Origin of the sequence: Desulfosediminicola ganghwensis, assembly GCF_005116675.2 — a bacterium.
Taxonomy (GTDB): domain Bacteria; phylum Desulfobacterota; class Desulfobulbia; order Desulfobulbales; family Desulfocapsaceae; genus Desulfopila; species Desulfopila ganghwensis.
In genome coordinates this window covers 2,802,251-2,818,650 of record NZ_CP050699.1, presented here as the reverse complement: position 1 = coordinate 2,818,650, position 16,400 = coordinate 2,802,251, and the positions used below count along the sequence as shown (strand labels likewise).

The window sequence follows — 16,400 nt, the reverse complement described above, 5'->3', positions numbered from 1 at the left end:
AACTACTCCAGCTCCCAGCTGTTCACATCAGCGTTCTCGCCCTCTCCACCTGCCTCACCGTCAGGGCCATATGCACTCAGATCGTAATCACCATGGATGCCGGGACTCAGGTAAACAAATTCGTTACCCCAGGGATCGAGTGGCACCTTGTTTTTCTCCATATAACCACCCTCACGCCATTTCGGCGCCAGTTTACCCGTTTGAGGAGCTTCGACGAGAGCCTGCAGACCCTGCTCAGTAGAGGGGTAGACGCCATTATCAAGCCTATACAGTTTCAACGCTGTATCGATAGCCTGAATCTGCAAACCGGCCTTGGTTCTTTTGGCCTCTTCCGGGCGTCCCATGATCTTGGGACCAATATAACCTGCCAGAATACCAATAATAACCAAAACCACCAACAGCTCAATCAGGGTAAAACCTCCCTGTGTCCGGCAACCCCTTTCCTGTCTTTCACCCTGCATATCCATAAAGGTCAGATCCTCCTTCTTTCCCTCTTTCGAGCCAGCGCCATAAAAGTTATTGTTATCACACAAAGCAGCAAGCCAATCAGCCACAACCTGCCTTGCAATACCAGATAACAAAAACCTATTACCGGCATCAGCGCAACACGAACTACTGATTTCAAAAAATTATTCTGTTCAATCCTGTCTGCTATCGATGGCGAGAGATTATAATAGATTTCTATAAACTTTCTACCTGGTTTATAAGAATTTAACACTTCATCCCTGAATCTTCTCAAGACCTTAACATGTTCTTCATCTATCGAGCCATACGCGGCAGTTGCTATGAAACAGCTGTCATCTGTTTTGAAAGACACCTGGTTGCCATGGATAACAGTGTCATCTTCCAGTACCGCATACGCTCGTGCATAATAGCGCTGCCCCGGAGTAATCGGATACATATCACTGCCAAACTCTCCAACACCAGCGCCATCTTCCGTCTGTCCCGTGCGAACTGTATCATAGTTCCAGCTGGAATCGCTTGCTGGAAATACACCGGAACCCTCTTCTTCATCATCCGTTGTCACGTCATCGCTTTCACCAGATTCCCGGTAGGAAGGGTTCGGCGCGATACCGTACGCGACACCCCGCAAAATAACCGCCGGGGGCTCACACACTTCTAAACAGCTATTACAGATACTTGACCCCAGGGTCGTACACTCACTGCTGCAGGTAGTCTCGATACAGTCATCCTCACTGCTTGAGGCGACAACGGAGCCTCCGCTGGTGGCACTGTTTCGCTGAACATCCGTAACCGCAAAGGTCGTAATAGTGTAATCTTCACCCGAGACGCCTACGCCAACGCTGATATTATCGTTTGTGAGATCCGCACCATAATCCTGCAGGGCCAGATCATCATTCTCACCATTGGAGGCAAACCCGGCAACTATTACATTGCCCTCCTCACTGAGTACCGTCGAAAGGGTATCGCTCTCATATTCAGTGGAACTCAAGGTAAGATAGGAGGTCGTGATCGCGACGCCATCTTCGAGTGTTTCTTCAACCTTGATAATGATGAGATCATCACCATTCGGTGCGGTGGTAAGACTGGTGGTAATCAGCAGGTCATCCTGTTGTATTACCATCCCTGTGAGCCCGTCTGCACTGAGCGGTGACAGGACAAAACCATTATCACCAAAACTTTCCACCAGCTCTCCCACGGCCGATACCCGGGCAATAAGCGGCTCCCGAAAACTGTTAGTGTAGGTGAAGCCCAAGGTGATAACTGAGCCGTCACTGAGGCTCAGTAGATCAAACATCCGGGTGTTGTTGTCCTCATAAACAAAGCTCAACTCCCCGGATTCGGCATAGCCATCGTCCAGTGAACCGTCTGCCTGGAACTGAACCAGGCTCGCCTCATACCGGTTGTTGGCAGTATTGGCACCGGTGGCAAGGATGCTGCCGTCTCCAAGCAAAATGATGGAATAGATGACATTGTTATACTCACGGTCAAGAAGGGCTTTACCGTCTTCACCAAAATCACTCAGCAGGTCACCGTCTCCGGCAAGCTTGATGACCAGGCTGGCCAACGGCTCGCTCGGCAGCATGCTGCCCCCTCCCAGAATAATCGACCCATCTTCGGCCACCGTAACGGTATAGACATACTCATCGCTCCCGGGTGCAGGCAGGGTCTCTATTCCGTAAGCACCGAAAGTATTATCAAGTTCGCCATCCGGAGTGAGGCGCAGGACAAAGAGATCCTGGTCGCCATTTGTGCTGGTGCCAGCCACCACAATTGCGCCATCTTCCTGCAAGGCAACCGCCCGGCCAACGGACTCTCCACTACCAACGCTGAAAGTGGCTCGACCGTCGTTACTGAAACTACTATCGAGTTCACCGCTCTCCAGGTACCTGGCCACAGCGACATTTCGAACGGCACCGTTGTTGCCAAAACCAACCGCAACCAGCTTACCGTCCGGCTGCTGCACAATATCATATGCGGCATCATTATCATTGTTGAAATCCGTAAGGATAAGGCCACCTCCTCCAAGCAGGTCCTGCGCATCTACGGAAAACGCATTCCCAGGAAAAAGATGGATGGCAAACAATACCAACACTGAAAAACAAATCACTGAAACTCGCACTCTGCCAAGATCCTTCATAGGAAACTCTCCAGGTAACGTATCATTGAAATGTATGCTCTTCCGACTGGCCGAACGACCGGCCAGTCAAAATAAATTTTTCCAAATAATATTTCTTCTAAAAGCTTATCACGTAATACAGGCAGGAATAAACCAGAATTGAACAACAGAGACCCCAGTCACCACGCTCAACCGACCATCTGGTTCATTTCAAAGATTGGCAGGAGAATTGACAGCACCACAAATCCAACCGCAACCCCCATGCCGACAATCATAATCGGCTCTATCAGCGAGGTCATCCCGAGTATCGCCGTCTCAACCTCACGCTCATACGATGCGGCCACCTTTTCCAGCATCCCTTCCAGGTTTCCGCTCTGTTCCCCCACCGCAATCATCTGGACATACATTGGGGGAAACCACTGTGATTGCGATAGAGCAACGGTCATGCTGTTGCCCTTCTCGACGTTATCCATTGCCTCTTCAATAACCGCCGCCACATGGACGTTGTCGATAAGCGTCTTGACGATGTTCATTGAAGCCATCAACTCTACACTGCTGTTGAGCAGACTGCCCAGGGTAGAGGCAAAGCGGGCCAGCAGCACCTTGCGCACAACAGTCCCGATTACCGGAAATTTCAGTTTGAACAAATCCCAGGCCGAACGACCGAAAGGCAAACTTATCAGATAGCGAAAACCGTAAATAAGCAGGGCCAGGCCGCCAAGGACCAGCCACCAGTAGAGCTTTAAAAAACCACTCAGGTCGATGAGGAACCGGGTCGGCCATGGCAGCACCTTGCCCATCTCACTGAACACCTGGGTCACATTGGGAACAACATAGGTTACCAGAATAAAGAGAATACCCGCGCCAATTACCGCCATGATAATCGGATATATCAGCGCCGCCTGCAATCTGGCCTGCAAGACCTGTTGCTTTTCACCAAATTCGGCGAGCCTCTCCAAAACCACATCAAGAGAGCCTGAAGCTTCACCGGCACGGATCATATTGACATAAATCGATGAGAACAGTTTTGGATGGTTGCTGAGAGCCTTGGTCAGGGTCGAACCCTCGTTGACGTTTTCGCGGATCTCCGCGATGACCCTCTGTAACGCCGCATTGCTGGTCTGCTCTATCAGGGAAGACAGTGCCGGAACCAGGGGAATCCCGGCACCTACCAGAGTCGCCAGTTGCCTGGTAAACACCAGCACTTCTTCGGGACGGACCCGCTCGAAGAAGCCGATGCCGGAACCTTTCCTGCCAGCCCCTCTGGTGCGGCCCTTACTTCGCTTAATCGAGACGGGATAGGTACCGGCTGATCGCAGCTTTGTGCGGGCCTGGGCTTCACTTTCGGCGTCTATGATACCCTTGACATCCTTCCCGGCACTGTCGAGTGCCTTATACTCATAAACCGGCATTTACTAGCTCTTTGTTTTCCTGATCTATTTCAATTTATCCTATGGGCCTCAAGGTCATGTTATGGGGTTATGACGAGAGTTACAATAAAAAAGAAAGAGAGATGGAAAATTTGATGTTTTTACAATATACTGGCAACCATCTACTTGGTTTTAATCCGCACTCTGGTCTGGATCACCGCCGACCGGTACACGATTATAGCGACTGCGGATTTCACATTTTCCTTTACATAACATAGACATGTATACCCGCTACTTTGGTCTGGAAGAGAAGCCTTTTGCAATATCTCCAAATCCCCGCTACCTCTTCATGAGTGAGCTGCACCGGGAAGCTCTGGCCCATCTCCTCTACGGTATCAACAGCGACGGCTGCTTCATCCTGCTCACAGGTGATGTGGGTACCGGCAAAACCACCGTCTGCCGATGTCTGCTCACTCAACTGCCTGAACACACCGATGTAGCTATTATCCTCAACCCCAAACTCACCGCAAGCGAGCTGCTTCGAACTATCTGCGAGGAACTGGGAATTCTCCTGGAAGGCGATGCTGGCTCGATGAAAACCTACGTGGATGTGCTCAACCGCCATCTGCTAACGGCTTACGCCAAAGGGCGCACCACCGCCATTATCATTGACGAGGCGCAAAACCTCGACATGGATGTGCTCGAACAGCTGCGTCTGCTCACAAATCTTGAGACAAACACCCAGAAACTTCTGCAGATAGTACTCATCGGTCAGCCCGAGTTACGTGATATCCTGGAACGCCCGGAGCTCTCGCAGCTTAATCAACGGGTCACCAGCCGCTATCACCTCACTCCGCTCAGCCCGGAAGAAGTCCACTCGTATATTCTGCACAGGCTCTCTGTAGCCGACGGCAAAAACAAACGGCTCTTTTCACCTAAAGCAATCAAGTACATAGCCAGAATTACAGGGGGAATCCCCCGCCGGATAAATGTGCTCTGCGACCGTGCATTGCTCGGAGCGTATGCGGAAAACGAAGATCATGTGAGTTACGATATTATCAGGAAGGCGGGTTCAGAGGTCTTTTCCCAGCAGACCGGACAGCGAAGTGTTTTTCGGGAACCAGCGACTATTGCCGGTCTCATGGTTGTCTTTTGCCTGCTGCTCACAATGCTCTACTTCTCACCGTTTTTTAAGGAGCTGATCGCGGTTGAACCGCAGCCCGCAAATGTCGAGGAGATTGAAGAGCCTGCCAAGGCAACAGCAAGCGCAGCTGAAACAGAGGAAAAACCGGCACAAGCAGCAGATACAGAGCCTGCTAATCAGGCAGTGAACCCCGCGGTAATACAGACTGCGCCACTGTCCAACAGTCCTCCAGATGAGCAACCCAACGAACAAATTGACGCGCAGGTCACTCCTGACAGGCAACAAGCTGCAAAACCAGTTCAACCGGCAGAACAGGAAGCACAGCAGGGAGTGCTGATAGCCAGAGCCGAAATATATGCACCTGTTGACACCGATGTATACCAACCAGGACTCCCCAACAGCGTACAGGTATCTCCTCCGAAACACTTTCCCACCCTGGAGCACTCAAGCATAATTCAGAATTCACGACAGCCAGACAACCAGTGAGAAAATATGTCTTATATCCTTGATGCACTGAAAAAATCTGACAACGAGCGGCAGCAGGGCACCATCCCAGACTTGCAGAGCCGACACTCGGTCTATCCGGAGTTCAGCAAAAGGCGGAAAAAAAAGCCCAAAACGTTGTGGGTTGTGCTGCTGACCACAGTCTTCGTCGTATCCTCAGGCGCTATCTTTTGGTATGTCGTTCCCTATCTGCCTTTCTCCCTGCAGATAACCTCAAAAGATTCTGCGACGGCCGCCGAGAAAATCCCGGCAGTTCAAAAAAATACGGCTCAAAAAATAGTACAATCGACACCGAAGACTCAGGTTACTGAGCAACTCGTACCGAAGCCCCAGGTTACTGAACAACCCGAACCGAAGCCCCAGGTTACTGAACAACCCACACCGAAGACCCAGATTATCGAACAACCCACACCAAAGACCCAAATCACCGAACAACCCATTGCCCGGCAAGCCACTGGCAATTCGCCCTCCATTGCCGATGAGCCAAAGGAGCAGCCAATACAACAGCCGGATGTAACCCTGCAACCTGCACCCATTACCCCGGCCAAAGAGACTTCTTCTGAAAACACGGATGAAAAAATTATCCCCAGAGACAGCCTGCCTTATTTAAGCGAACTCCCGGCTGATGTCCGCACAGATATCCCCAATCTTCGTTTTGCAGCCCATACCTATTCAGAACAGCCCGAAAAACGGATGATTATTGTCAATAACCAGATCAAGCGCCAGGGCCAGTGGATTGACAAGGGATTGTTACTTGAGGAGATCACCTGGGAAGGCGTAGTGCTGAGTTTTAACGGTCTCCGGTTTCAGGTCATCACCACCCAGTAGAGAGGTCAGCGCAACACCTTGCTGACTGAGCACGCGGTAAGCACGTTTTTCCTATTTGTGTATTAGGGATTGGGGGGAGCCTCATACTACAAGGAAGTTGACACTACAAACAGATCGGCACGATCGCAGTCTCCGAAATCAGTAACTTTTCGGGAGTTGCCCGTTGGAACGTGATGAATGTATATATTGGTTGCTTTTCCCTCCACTGTGGAGACCAGCCAGTCACGGTGGTTCGACCAGAACTGGTTATCAAAGCGCTGGCCCTGGGGTGACGGAATCCGTCCACGTTCCTGCAGATCCTCAGCACCGTAAAGCTGCACAAAGGTATGGTCACCGCCGTTTACTGTGACCAGCTTACCATTGGGCGAGAATGAAGCGGAACACCCCTTGGCAACGCTTGTTGCCTCAAACGACTTGAGATCGTAAATACGAACCCGATAGCCTGTGAGGGATTTTTCTGTCACTGTGAGTTGGCTGCCGCCCGCGGCGATATCAAGCTCGAAGAAGCGATTGCCTTTGATGAGGGTACGGTTTGTGCCCGTGGCGATTTCCACTTCCCTTACAGATTTACCATCGGTAAAAAGTACGGCCTTGCCATCTTCCCGAAAACATACTGCCCGCGCCTCGCCAGCGGTCACCAGTTTCCTTGATTTTTTGTCATTCTGATCAAAGAGCATAATGTCGTTGCCGCTCACATAGGCAACCTGCTCCCCATCAGGAGACCAGCGCGGATAGGTGCCTCCCGAAACCAGCTTCTCGGTTATCCCCGAATCGATCTCAGTCATGTAGATACCATCTGCACGCTGATACACCACCTTACCCGCTATCAAGAGACTGCTGGTTGCCGCCTCGCCCAGCACTGGTTCCGCTCTGGCCTGCCTCCCTGTCTTGGCGCCACCCGGCAAAAGAAACAGACAGATCAACACGGCAGCCGCAACACTGGCAACAAATTTAAACCAGAACAATTGGCCGGCAACTGCTGCGCTGCTCTTACCTGGAACAATTGTCATATCTCCATCTTCCCTGAAAAACGGTAACACCAACACCAGTAAAGCAAGTCCGCCAAGGCTATAGCCGTAGATCTGGGTAATCAGATGATGGGAAATGCTCGTCAACACCGCCAGCTTTTCACTGTAACCAAGCATCTGAAAGACCATGGCCCAGGCCCCTTCATAGGCACCGAAGCCGGCAATTCCTGAAATTGGCAGACTCGCAGCCAGTTCGGCACTACAGAGCCCCAGAAAAACATTGGGGAAGGGAAAATTGCCCACAGTATAACCAAGAGGCAGCACCAACCCTAAAAGCAGTACATAAAGCCCAAGATACTTGCAGAGGCGCACACAAAGGGACAGTGCAAGAATGTGCCAATACAGGCCCTGTTCCCGCACCTTGAGCAAATGGTCTCGCAGAGAACGCAGCTCCGATGTCAGCCAACTCCGCCAGCTTGGCGGTATAAAAGTTAGACGCTCAATAGCATACGCACTCCAGAGGGTCAAACCAGGCATACAGTAGACAATGACAATACAGATTATACCGAGGATTCCGCCTGCGACGAGGACGATTTTTCCCGACTGAGTTATACCTCCGATCAGCAGTACGGCAGGTGCCAGCATCACCGCCAATGCCAGGATATCAAAAATAAAGGCATAGGCAAAACTCGATACGGCTGGCGCAAGAGGAACATTTAACCTGGTTCGGATCAGGTAGACGTAGATCAGGGTGCCGAATCTCGCCGGCAACAGATCTGAGAAAAAATTTCGGACCAGCGTCACCAGAAACAGTGGGATTTTCTTTACCTGAAAACCTGAAGTTGCAAGCAGAAGATGGTATCGCCACGTCCTGAAGATGCTCATCAGGAGAGAAAACAACAGGAAGTAGACAAACCAGGCGGGATCGAGGTTACCAACGGCGCTCAGCACCTCATCCAGGGAAACCCTGGTAAACAAATAAAAAAAGATCCCTGTAGAAACCACACAGGAGAATACGATAAACTGAAACCGGCGTATATTCATTCCTCTTCCCCATTTCGAACAAACGCGGATAGAATGTATTAGTTGTAATCAGGATCAAAACATAACAAACTATAGCAGTTGCTTTGCTATTTGTGCTATAGATATCAGTGGAAAGTAAAAATTGGCTAAAATTTCAGATATTCGATCCTATGCAGTTTACGCGTTCATCCGGTTAAAGATAATCCGGTAAATTCATTTCCACTCCCAAGGAGGACAAGATGAAACACGCAAAAATTACAGTTACAGTTCTGGCTGTTCTCAGCCTGGCACTCCCCACCGCACTGTTTGCCGCAGACAAGCAGCAGATACAGGATAAGGATAAGCTCCATGTACAGGATAAGGAGAAGCTTCACGTGCAGGATTGCGACAGCCCGGACTGTCCGCAATACCAACTTTCGGATGACCCGAATGCCAATCCAGATCCTGCCATGAACCAGAACCGTAATCGTCAACAGCACGAGCATCAGACCCAGATGGGGGAATCTCCCAACCAGGGTGGTAGTTCTTCTGCAGGTGGTGGTTCCGGTAGTTCCGGCGGCGGAAGCGGTGGCAGCGGCGGCGGTTCTGGTTCTGGTTCTGGTGGTGGTTCTGGTGGTGGCGGTGGCGGGAAAGGCGGGAAGTAATAATGCTCCTATTTACAACGTGAGGTGAGAGGAACAAGAGGATAGGGGTAACAGCTTAAAGCTAAAAAAGCGCTTCCTTACACCCACCTCTCCACCAGAACCTTTACAAAGTAAAAATCAGGGGCAATCAGAAATCAAAAAGACGGCCTTGCAACACTTCCATGCAAGGCCGTCTTTTGAATAATTAGCTTTCGTAAAGATTTCTTTTTTCTATAGATTCCCGCCAACAGCGGCATATGCGTTTTGGGCAGTGGTGAGATTCTTTTCAGCCGCAACATAATATTTGGGGTTCAGGTCGATCGCCTTTTCAAACGCTTTTATTGCCTTCAAAAACTGACTGTTTACCAGATATTGATAGCCCAGACTGTTGTACGCTTCTGCCTCACTCTTCGAGCCCCTTTTAAAGGCCGTCATCGCCTGGTCATAGTAACCGAGTTTAAAATATGTAAGTGCCAGATTATTATGCACTTTACGCTCGTCTGTTGCTTTTGCCAACGTGCTGAATACGCGTAATGCCTCTTTATAATCACCATTCAGATAATGGCTGACAGCAAGATTATTCAGCAAAGTTTCGTCATCAGGCTGCAGTTCCATCGCCTTTGCGAACCAGCTTCGAGCCAGATCGAAATCCTGCCGATGACTGGCAATCAGGCCAAGATATTCATAAATGGCCCAGGATGCATCAGTAATTGCCAGAGCTGCCTGCAGGTTTTCTGCGGCTGTATCATATTTGTTCTGGCCAAAAAGTGCCTTGCCGAGCCCCTCAAGTGCCACTGCGCTGGCACTGTTTATGGATAGCAGCTTTCGATAGACGATTTCCGCTTCAAAAAACTTATGCTTTGCCAACAATAATGCTGCCTGTTTTTCCAATAAGGAAACCCGCTCCGGTTCAATCTCAAGCCCTCGCATATAATAGAGATAGGCACGGCTTATATCGCGACGCAGCAAATATCTGTCACCAAGCTCTTCATACTCTGCGGCACTGCGCTTTTCCGATACAGAAACGTCATGGACCATCTCCCTTGCCACCTGCTGCCGGGCAATCTGCCGCTCCAGATTTAACGCTGCACTCTTATCCTGCAACGCAGAACAACCACCAGTCAACAACAATACCAGCAACAGGGAAACACAGAGGGCGATATTGTATCTTCTTACCAGTTGTCCCATGCCGGATAATACACATTCACTACCCAAAACAGTTGTCTTTCTCATTGCAATTGCTCTCTTACTCGTCCATGGTAAGTGTTACCAGATCTTTCCAGACTCCCGGTTTTCCTTCCTCCAGTTGCACATAACTGAGCTGGGTGAAATGGGCCGGAAAATCAAGCATCACCATATCATTACCCAACAGTACTCGAACACCGATTGCAGATCTACCAAGTGAATCGACCTGTTCCAGTTGCTGGTCACCTGGTATAAAATGTGATAATTCTTCCGCTACTGCCAAATAGCCATCACGGTAATAGATTATGCTGTTATCAAACTGAAAACTTCTGGCATTGGTAATGCGACGTACCTTAAAACCGTAGTCACCCAGCAACTCTGAACTTCTCCTGGCCATACCGGTTACCCCGTTGCCATTGGAGACTTCCACACCGGTTTCGGTCTTTTTGAAAAAAGCCTGTGACTTATCTTCAACTTCAGTCTCTTCAGGCAATGTTGGTGATTTAGCCTGCACCTCGGGAGCTTTAGCCGGTGCCAGAGGATCAACAGGCAGCATGAGCATTTCCGGCTTTGGCTCGAAAGCAGGTATGTCCACACCCTTGTCTTTTTCGGTTTCGACTTTTACCATCGCTTTTGCCGGCTGAGGAACAGCAGATTTGCTTGTTGTTTTCAAAACAGGCTTAATCGCATGACCGGTATTCACCGCTGCAACACTTGTGTCAGCAGGTAGTGTCAATTCTTCGGTCTTTTGAGGTTCAAAATCATCTACCAGTAAATGTGGTTGAAAGTTTGCTCCTGCTGAGGGCACAAATACAACAGAAGGTTGTTCAAGCAGTGCTGGTGCATCCTGAGACACCTCATCAGCTTCAGCCGCTTTTTTGGCTGCCTCGGCTTTCTGTGCTACAACTTTTTCCTGCTCAATTTTCTGCTCTGCTGCAGTGGCAAGATAGGTTGCCAGCTCTCTGGGAGTGGCTTGAGCCAAATCCACATCTGAGACATCCGCCGGTAAAATATTGCAATCTGCATTTGGCTGCCGGGTCGTTGCAAGCTGGGCAAGCTCCAGATTATTCTTTATCTGTTCACTGCCGGTGGAAAGTTCTTCGGCCTTAAGCAGCAAGGCCGTCCCCTTTTCCAGCTTATTGCAGAGAATGCTGGAGTACCCGTAATTGTTGTAAATATATGCTTTCCCAGGGTCGCAGCCCAGGGCCAGTTCGTAGGCTTTATGTGCCAGATCACACTCTTTTAAGGCGTCATAAGACATGGCAATACCGTTATACGCTTTGCAAAGGCGGGCGTCTACATTCAAGGCCTTGGAAAATTCCTCAATGGCCTGCTTGTATCTGCCCTGCTTCTGGTAGTGACGGCCTAATTTGTAGTGGGACTCGGAAAGGGTTGACATGGGTCGCACGGAGGACCAAAACTTTTCGGCCGCCCGTTTATTACGCAGGCTATGCTTTTCATCATCAAGCATATCGAAATAACCGAGCCCACTGTTATAGGCACTGCAACTGCCAAGTAACAGCAACGTCAACAGTATGAAGGAAAAAAGTGCGAGCAGATATCTTCGTTTCAGGCCGGATATTGTCTGTTTCATGATTTCACCCCTGAATTATTACCCGCAACACCTGTATGGCTGCGGGACCGGCAATAACCACGAAAAGGGCCGGAAATATGAAAATCATTAATGGAATAACCAGCTTTACCGGCAGCTTTGCGGCCAATTCTTCAAGCCGGCTGTACCGCCTCTGCCGCATCTCCTCCGCATGAATTCTCAGCGCGTTGGCTACACCCGTGCCATACTTCTCCGCCTGAATAAGAAGACTTACCAGGTTATCGATATCAGGCAGGTCAGTCCGGCGCGCCAGGTTTCTCAGACAAATATTCCTCGACATACCGGTTTTCAATTCCAGGGAGAGTATTTTCAATTCCTTGGCAAGTTCAGCGCTGGCAATATGGATCTCCCGGGAGACCCTGCGAATAGCGGAGTCGATGCCCAGCCCAGCTTCCATGCAGACCATCAGCAGGTCAAGGGCGTCGGGAAAACTCCGGTTCAGGTCTTTTTTACGGTAATTGGCAACCACCCTAAGCCAAAACACTGGCAGATAGTAGCCCAAAGCTCCAGCCAGCACGGCGCCCAGGACAATTTGGGTGCCCACAGGCCGCTGCAGAACGACACGTGCAAAGAGCGGATAGCAGAGAGGTGCCAGCAGCAGCAGGTAACGAAGTGTCTGATACAGGCGAATGACGCCGGGATTGTAGAGTCCGGCCCGTTGATAAAAGAGCGGGGTATTAGCATAAATACCACCCTCGCCAATCTGACCTGATCGGCGCGACAAGCGGGACAGACCAAAGGGCAGCCGCGATTTCTCTGTTCTCTGCCCAGATGTCTGGTACTCATCAGCACAGGGTAAGTTAGCTCCTCCGCTCCATTTACGGGTTCTACTTATTAGCTGGTTCCGTTTTTTTCGAACACCAACTAACGAAACCACAGCGCCATACAACACAATCAGTGTAACGAAAGTAGCGACAGACAATATCAACGGCAGATTCTGGGCAAGCATAACAACCTCTCCTTACCGAACTCTTTATTTCATAACATGGTACCGTTTCATACTCCTCTACATATCTAGCTGCACGAGTCGATACATGATAAAGGTGCCGATGGACATCATGGTCACAGCTATACCGATGAGATAGGGGCCAATCGGGTCACTGGCCAAAACGGTCAGGTATTTAGGGCTGGTCACCAATATTGCCGCTCCAGTCAGGAAAGGTAATGCAAGCAGGATTCCTGCAGAGAGCTTGCCTTCGGCGCTCAAGGCCTTCACCTTCTCGCGAAAACGAAATTTCTTTCGAATCACCTCAGAAATTTTTTCAATCATCTCGACTAGGTTTCCGCCGGTCTCTCGCTGGATAATCACCGAAGTGGCGAAAAAGCGCAGCTCGGTAGAGTCGATTCTCTTGGAAAAGGTTCTGAGTGATGCATCGAGGCCCATACCGAAATTCAACTCCTCCACCACCCGGCCAAACTCCTCACCTACCGGTGAGGCCATCTCTTCTTCCACCATCTTGAAACTGGCGACGATGGAATGCCCAGCCTTGAGGGAATAGCCCATAAGATCTAGGGCATCCGGAAAAAGGGCCTCAAACTTGCTCCGTCTTCTGGCACGCCGAAATTTGAGATAAAGAAAAGGCACCAGCATAGCAAGGCCAGTGATAAGCGCACTCAGCACAGACGGAAAGGAAACCATTGAGCAGAGCAGAAAGGTCACCGCACCGATTGTCATAGTCAGCAGCAGATAGACACCTACAAGCATGTTTACCCCACCCTGCTGCATCAGGCTATCAAGGCGGCGGACTATTGGGCTTGCGCTGAGAATAGCATTCAACAATTTAATTTCACTGAATTTTCTATAATAAAGGATATCGAGTTCCTGCTCGTCCGGCAATTCTCCCCGGCTATAGCGCTCCATCACCCTGTCGATAGGGCGGCTTTCACCCTTGTTGAAAAACGAGTAGAGCAACTCGAAGATGATAAGGAGCAGAAAAAAAAGTGCGGCTGCAAAGGCGTATTCCATAAGTTACCTCGTTCTCTCCTCCGATTCCTCCATCACTAGGTCTGGCATCGGCAAACCCATTCTCAGGAAACGATCGAAAAATTTCGGCCTGATACCATGGGTGGTGAAATGGCCTATTACTTTGCCTTCACTATCCACCCCCTGCTGATCAAAGGAGATAATCTCCTGCATGGTTATCACATTTCCTTCCATACCGGTGATCTCCTGCAGGCTCACCACCTTCCTCGAGCCGTCCATCAAGCGCTCGACCTGAATGACCACATCCACCGCCGAGGCAATATATTTCTTGATATATTCACTGGGCAGGTTGAAGCCGGCCATATTGACCATGGTCTCGATACGCATCAGGGCATCCACCGGGGTATTGGCATGAACAGTGGTGAGCGAACCGTCGTGTCCGGTGTTCATGGCCTGCAGCATATCCACCGCCTCGGCCCCGCGCACCTCACCGACGATTATGCGATCCGGCCGCATACGCAGGCAGTTTCGTACCAGGTTGCGCTGGGTGATCTGGCCCTTGCCCTCTATATTTGGCGGCCTGGTCTCGAGACGGACGACATGGTCCTGCTTAAGCTGCAATTCCGCGGAGTCCTCAATGGTAACTATGCGCTCAGCCGGAGAAACGAACTGGGACATAACGTTGAGCATAGTGGTCTTGCCCGAACCGGTACCGCCGGAGATCAGCACATTCAGCCTGGCCCCGACAATGGATTTCAGCAGTTCCCCAAGAGTGGAGGTCATTGTTTTTAAAAGAATCAGATCTTTTAGGGTCAGAGGGTCTACAGAGAAACGCCTGATAGAGAGGGACGGGCCATCCAGTGCCAGTGGGGGGATAATGGCGTTGACGCGGGAACCGTCCGCCAGCCTGGCATCCACCATGGGCGAGATCTCATCGATTCTTCGGCCAACGGCGGAGACAATCTTCTCGATGATACGCATCAGGTGGGCATCGTCCTTGAAGCGGACCCTGCTCTTTTCCAGTTTACCGAATCGCTCAACATAGACCGAGTTATAGGAATTTACCAGGATGTCCGATATGGAGCTATCGCTCATCAAATCTTCCAGCGGGCCAAGTCCAATAACCTCGTTTTCGATCTCCTTCAGCAGCCGACCGCGCTCCCTGGCGTTGAGGGGGATGGTCTCGATGCTATTGTCATCAAGGATGGTCTCCGTTGCCCGACTGATCTCCCGTCGCAGGCGATACTCCTCGATATCATCGAGCAGCGAGAGGTCGATAACTTTTGCGAGCCGATCGTGAATTGTAGCCTTCAACTCAAAATATTCATCAGAGAGATCAACATCCTCTAATGGCGCTACTCCTTCCACTTGGTTTGCTGCAGGTGCATTCTGCTCTTCAAGACTCTTGAGAATTTCCCTCAGTTCCGCCATTGTCTTTCCTTTCTGGTTGATTCAATATTATCTGAACAGCCCGAATAGCCCTCCCGCCTTGCCGACCTGCGGACCAGTTACTGATTGTGCCAATTTTCTATAGGCCTTGGCAACTTGTGATCTCTTGGCAACCTCGGCCACCGTCTTTCCGCTGCTCACCGCAGACATGGTGAGGGGGTAGTCGTTGGGAATAATGTTGACGATATCACTACCGAGCAGCTTGCTCGCCTCGGCCAGGCTCAGCTGGCCTTTTTTCTCGAAGCGGTTGGCCACAACCTGCAGTCTACCGTTGGTGACTCCCGCCGCAGATGCGAATGATTGCTGGAGCTTGCGCACGTTGATGATGCAGGGCATGCTCATGGTGGAGATGAGATAAATTGATTCCGAATATTCACAAATCTTCATCGCATCACCGGAGATGGACATGCCGCAATCAATGACGATATCGTCAAAGAATTCCCGCATGGCACTGACCAGCTTGAAGAGGAATCCAGTGGCCATCTTCAACTCTCTATCCAGCTTCGGGGGAGCGGGCAGCACAAAAACACCAGAGGAATGGCGAGCCATAGCGCTCTGCAGATAGGGGGCATCCAGCCTGCTCAGGTTACGGCCGATCTCCTCCCAATCGGTATCCGTCTTGAGATCGAGAAAAAAAGGGATCTCACCCGTAAAGGGGTTCATATCAATCAGTGCCACCAGACGATCTTTATTGAGCGCCTGGATGGAGGTGGCGAAGTTCACCGCGAAGGTGGTGGTGCCGACACCACCCTTTGCACCGACCACGCTGTATATCTTTCCTTTCTCTGAAACGGTGCTGCCTGGATTCAGCTCGCGTAAACGCTTTTGCAAAACAGCTTCCAGCGCTTGCTTGACCTCGGCAGCATCTATCGGCTGCTGAAAGAATTCCCGTGCCCCGGCACGCATGGCCGGCAACAGCAGATCGGTGGTCGCCTCGGAGGCGGTGAGAAAGAGTGCTCCCACCACGTTTTCCTTCAACAACAGGCGAATGGTCTCGAACTCCGCGGCCGGATCATGACCTATCTCCAGCACCAGGACATCAACCCAGGCGGCATCCTCTCTCTCCTGAATACTGAACTGGTCTAGTTCCCCGACAATTCGCACCAGTTCGCGATGGACATCCGGTGCTTTTACCGCCAACTGGATTGACAGTGTGATTTCTTGTCTGCTCATAATCTTTACCAATGTT

13 protein-coding genes are annotated in these 16,400 nt (G+C 50.6%); 3 read left to right on the top strand and 10 right to left on the bottom strand.

The features are described from left to right. Positions 1-2: 2 nt before the first annotated feature. The 3 genes from gspG to gspF form a co-directional block, all read right to left on the bottom strand. The gene (gene gspG, locus FCL45_RS12000) at positions 3-467 is read right to left on the bottom strand and encodes a type II secretion system major pseudopilin GspG (protein WP_275942954.1); all 465 of its coding nucleotides are present in this window, start codon (positions 465-467) and stop codon (positions 3-5) included. 5 nt (positions 468-472) lie between these two features. Then, positions 473-2,602, bottom strand: a complete 2,130-nt coding sequence (locus tag FCL45_RS11995) for a delta-60 repeat domain-containing protein (RefSeq protein WP_136796465.1) — start codon at positions 2,600-2,602, stop codon at positions 473-475. A gap of 167 nt (positions 2,603-2,769) precedes the next feature. Continuing rightward, a complete protein-coding gene (gene gspF, locus FCL45_RS11990) occupies positions 2,770-3,993 on the bottom strand; it encodes a type II secretion system inner membrane protein GspF (RefSeq protein WP_136796464.1) in 1,224 nt (407 codons plus the stop codon). Positions 3,994-4,231: 238 nt separating this feature from the next. On the opposite strand from gspF, the gene FCL45_RS11985 reads away from it, so the two are divergent. Both FCL45_RS11985 and FCL45_RS11980 read left to right on the top strand, forming a co-directional pair. Next, positions 4,232-5,581, top strand: a complete 1,350-nt coding sequence (locus FCL45_RS11985) for an AAA family ATPase (protein WP_136796463.1) — start codon at positions 4,232-4,234, stop codon at positions 5,579-5,581. A gap of 6 nt (positions 5,582-5,587) precedes the next feature. Next, complete coding sequence (locus FCL45_RS11980) at positions 5,588-6,427, top strand: general secretion pathway protein GspB (RefSeq protein ID WP_136796462.1); 840 nt, start codon at positions 5,588-5,590, stop codon at positions 6,425-6,427. A gap of 86 nt (positions 6,428-6,513) precedes the next feature. Here the strand turns inward: FCL45_RS11980 and FCL45_RS11975 are convergent, their stop codons facing one another. Further along, entirely contained in the window at positions 6,514-8,439 is a 1,926-nt protein-coding gene (locus FCL45_RS11975; protein ID WP_136796461.1) for a lysylphosphatidylglycerol synthase transmembrane domain-containing protein, read from the bottom strand. Between the two features lie 218 nt (positions 8,440-8,657). Between FCL45_RS11975 and FCL45_RS11970 the strand changes: the two genes are divergently transcribed. Next, positions 8,658-9,062, top strand: coding sequence for a hypothetical protein (locus FCL45_RS11970; RefSeq protein WP_136796460.1), 405 nt, complete (start codon positions 8,658-8,660; stop codon positions 9,060-9,062). Between the two features lie 210 nt (positions 9,063-9,272). Here the strand turns inward: FCL45_RS11970 and FCL45_RS11965 are convergent, their stop codons facing one another. From FCL45_RS11965 to FCL45_RS11940, 6 genes are read right to left on the bottom strand one after another with little or no spacing between them, the layout of a single operon-like run. Further along, positions 9,273-10,274 carry a tetratricopeptide repeat protein gene (locus FCL45_RS11965; RefSeq protein ID WP_136796459.1) on the bottom strand — a complete coding sequence of 334 codons (1,002 nt, stop codon included), beginning with the start codon at positions 10,272-10,274 and terminating at the stop codon, positions 9,273-9,275. 13 nt (positions 10,275-10,287) lie between these two features. Further along, a complete protein-coding gene (locus FCL45_RS11960) occupies positions 10,288-11,820 on the bottom strand; it encodes a LytR C-terminal domain-containing protein (protein ID WP_136796458.1) in 1,533 nt (510 codons plus the stop codon). A gap of 4 nt (positions 11,821-11,824) precedes the next feature. Then, complete coding sequence (locus tag FCL45_RS11955; protein ID WP_136796457.1) at positions 11,825-12,787, bottom strand: type II secretion system F family protein; 963 nt, start codon at positions 12,785-12,787, stop codon at positions 11,825-11,827. A gap of 57 nt (positions 12,788-12,844) precedes the next feature. After that, positions 12,845-13,804, bottom strand: a complete 960-nt coding sequence (locus tag FCL45_RS11950) for a type II secretion system F family protein (RefSeq protein ID WP_136796456.1) — start codon at positions 13,802-13,804, stop codon at positions 12,845-12,847. Between the two features lie 3 nt (positions 13,805-13,807). Continuing rightward, a complete protein-coding gene (locus tag FCL45_RS11945; protein WP_136796455.1) occupies positions 13,808-15,193 on the bottom strand; it encodes a TadA family conjugal transfer-associated ATPase in 1,386 nt (461 codons plus the stop codon). A gap of 27 nt (positions 15,194-15,220) precedes the next feature. Beyond that, positions 15,221-16,384 (bottom strand): CpaE/TadZ family protein, encoded by a 1,164-nt coding sequence (locus tag FCL45_RS11940; RefSeq protein WP_136796454.1) that lies wholly within the window; start codon positions 16,382-16,384, stop codon positions 15,221-15,223. Positions 16,385-16,400 lie beyond the last annotated feature (16 nt).

What these genes read in the sequence shown, in the direction of transcription:
- gspF (WP_136796464.1), bottom strand. Translation starts at nt 3,993, where the DNA reads ATGCCGGTTTATGAGTATAAGGCACTCGACAGTGCCGGGAAGGATGTC.
- gspG (WP_275942954.1), bottom strand. Translation starts at nt 467, where the DNA reads ATGGATATGCAGGGTGAAAGACAGGAAAGGGGTTGCCGGACACAGGGA.
- FCL45_RS11985 (WP_136796463.1), top strand. Translation starts at nt 4,232, where the DNA reads ATGTATACCCGCTACTTTGGTCTGGAAGAGAAGCCTTTTGCAATATCT.
- FCL45_RS11975 (WP_136796461.1), bottom strand. Translation starts at nt 8,439, where the DNA reads ATGAATATACGCCGGTTTCAGTTTATCGTATTCTCCTGTGTGGTTTCT.
- FCL45_RS11955 (WP_136796457.1), bottom strand. Translation starts at nt 12,787, where the DNA reads ATGCTTGCCCAGAATCTGCCGTTGATATTGTCTGTCGCTACTTTCGTT.
- FCL45_RS11960 (WP_136796458.1), bottom strand. Translation starts at nt 11,820, where the DNA reads ATGAAACAGACAATATCCGGCCTGAAACGAAGATATCTGCTCGCACTT.
- FCL45_RS11995 (WP_136796465.1), bottom strand. Translation starts at nt 2,602, where the DNA reads ATGAAGGATCTTGGCAGAGTGCGAGTTTCAGTGATTTGTTTTTCAGTG.
- FCL45_RS11945 (WP_136796455.1), bottom strand. Translation starts at nt 15,193, where the DNA reads ATGGCGGAACTGAGGGAAATTCTCAAGAGTCTTGAAGAGCAGAATGCA.
- FCL45_RS11940 (WP_136796454.1), bottom strand. Translation starts at nt 16,384, where the DNA reads ATGAGCAGACAAGAAATCACACTGTCAATCCAGTTGGCGGTAAAAGCA.
- FCL45_RS11980 (WP_136796462.1), top strand. Translation starts at nt 5,588, where the DNA reads ATGTCTTATATCCTTGATGCACTGAAAAAATCTGACAACGAGCGGCAG.
- FCL45_RS11950 (WP_136796456.1), bottom strand. Translation starts at nt 13,804, where the DNA reads ATGGAATACGCCTTTGCAGCCGCACTTTTTTTTCTGCTCCTTATCATC.
- FCL45_RS11970 (WP_136796460.1), top strand. Translation starts at nt 8,658, where the DNA reads ATGAAACACGCAAAAATTACAGTTACAGTTCTGGCTGTTCTCAGCCTG.
- FCL45_RS11965 (WP_136796459.1), bottom strand. Translation starts at nt 10,274, where the DNA reads ATGAGAAAGACAACTGTTTTGGGTAGTGAATGTGTATTATCCGGCATG.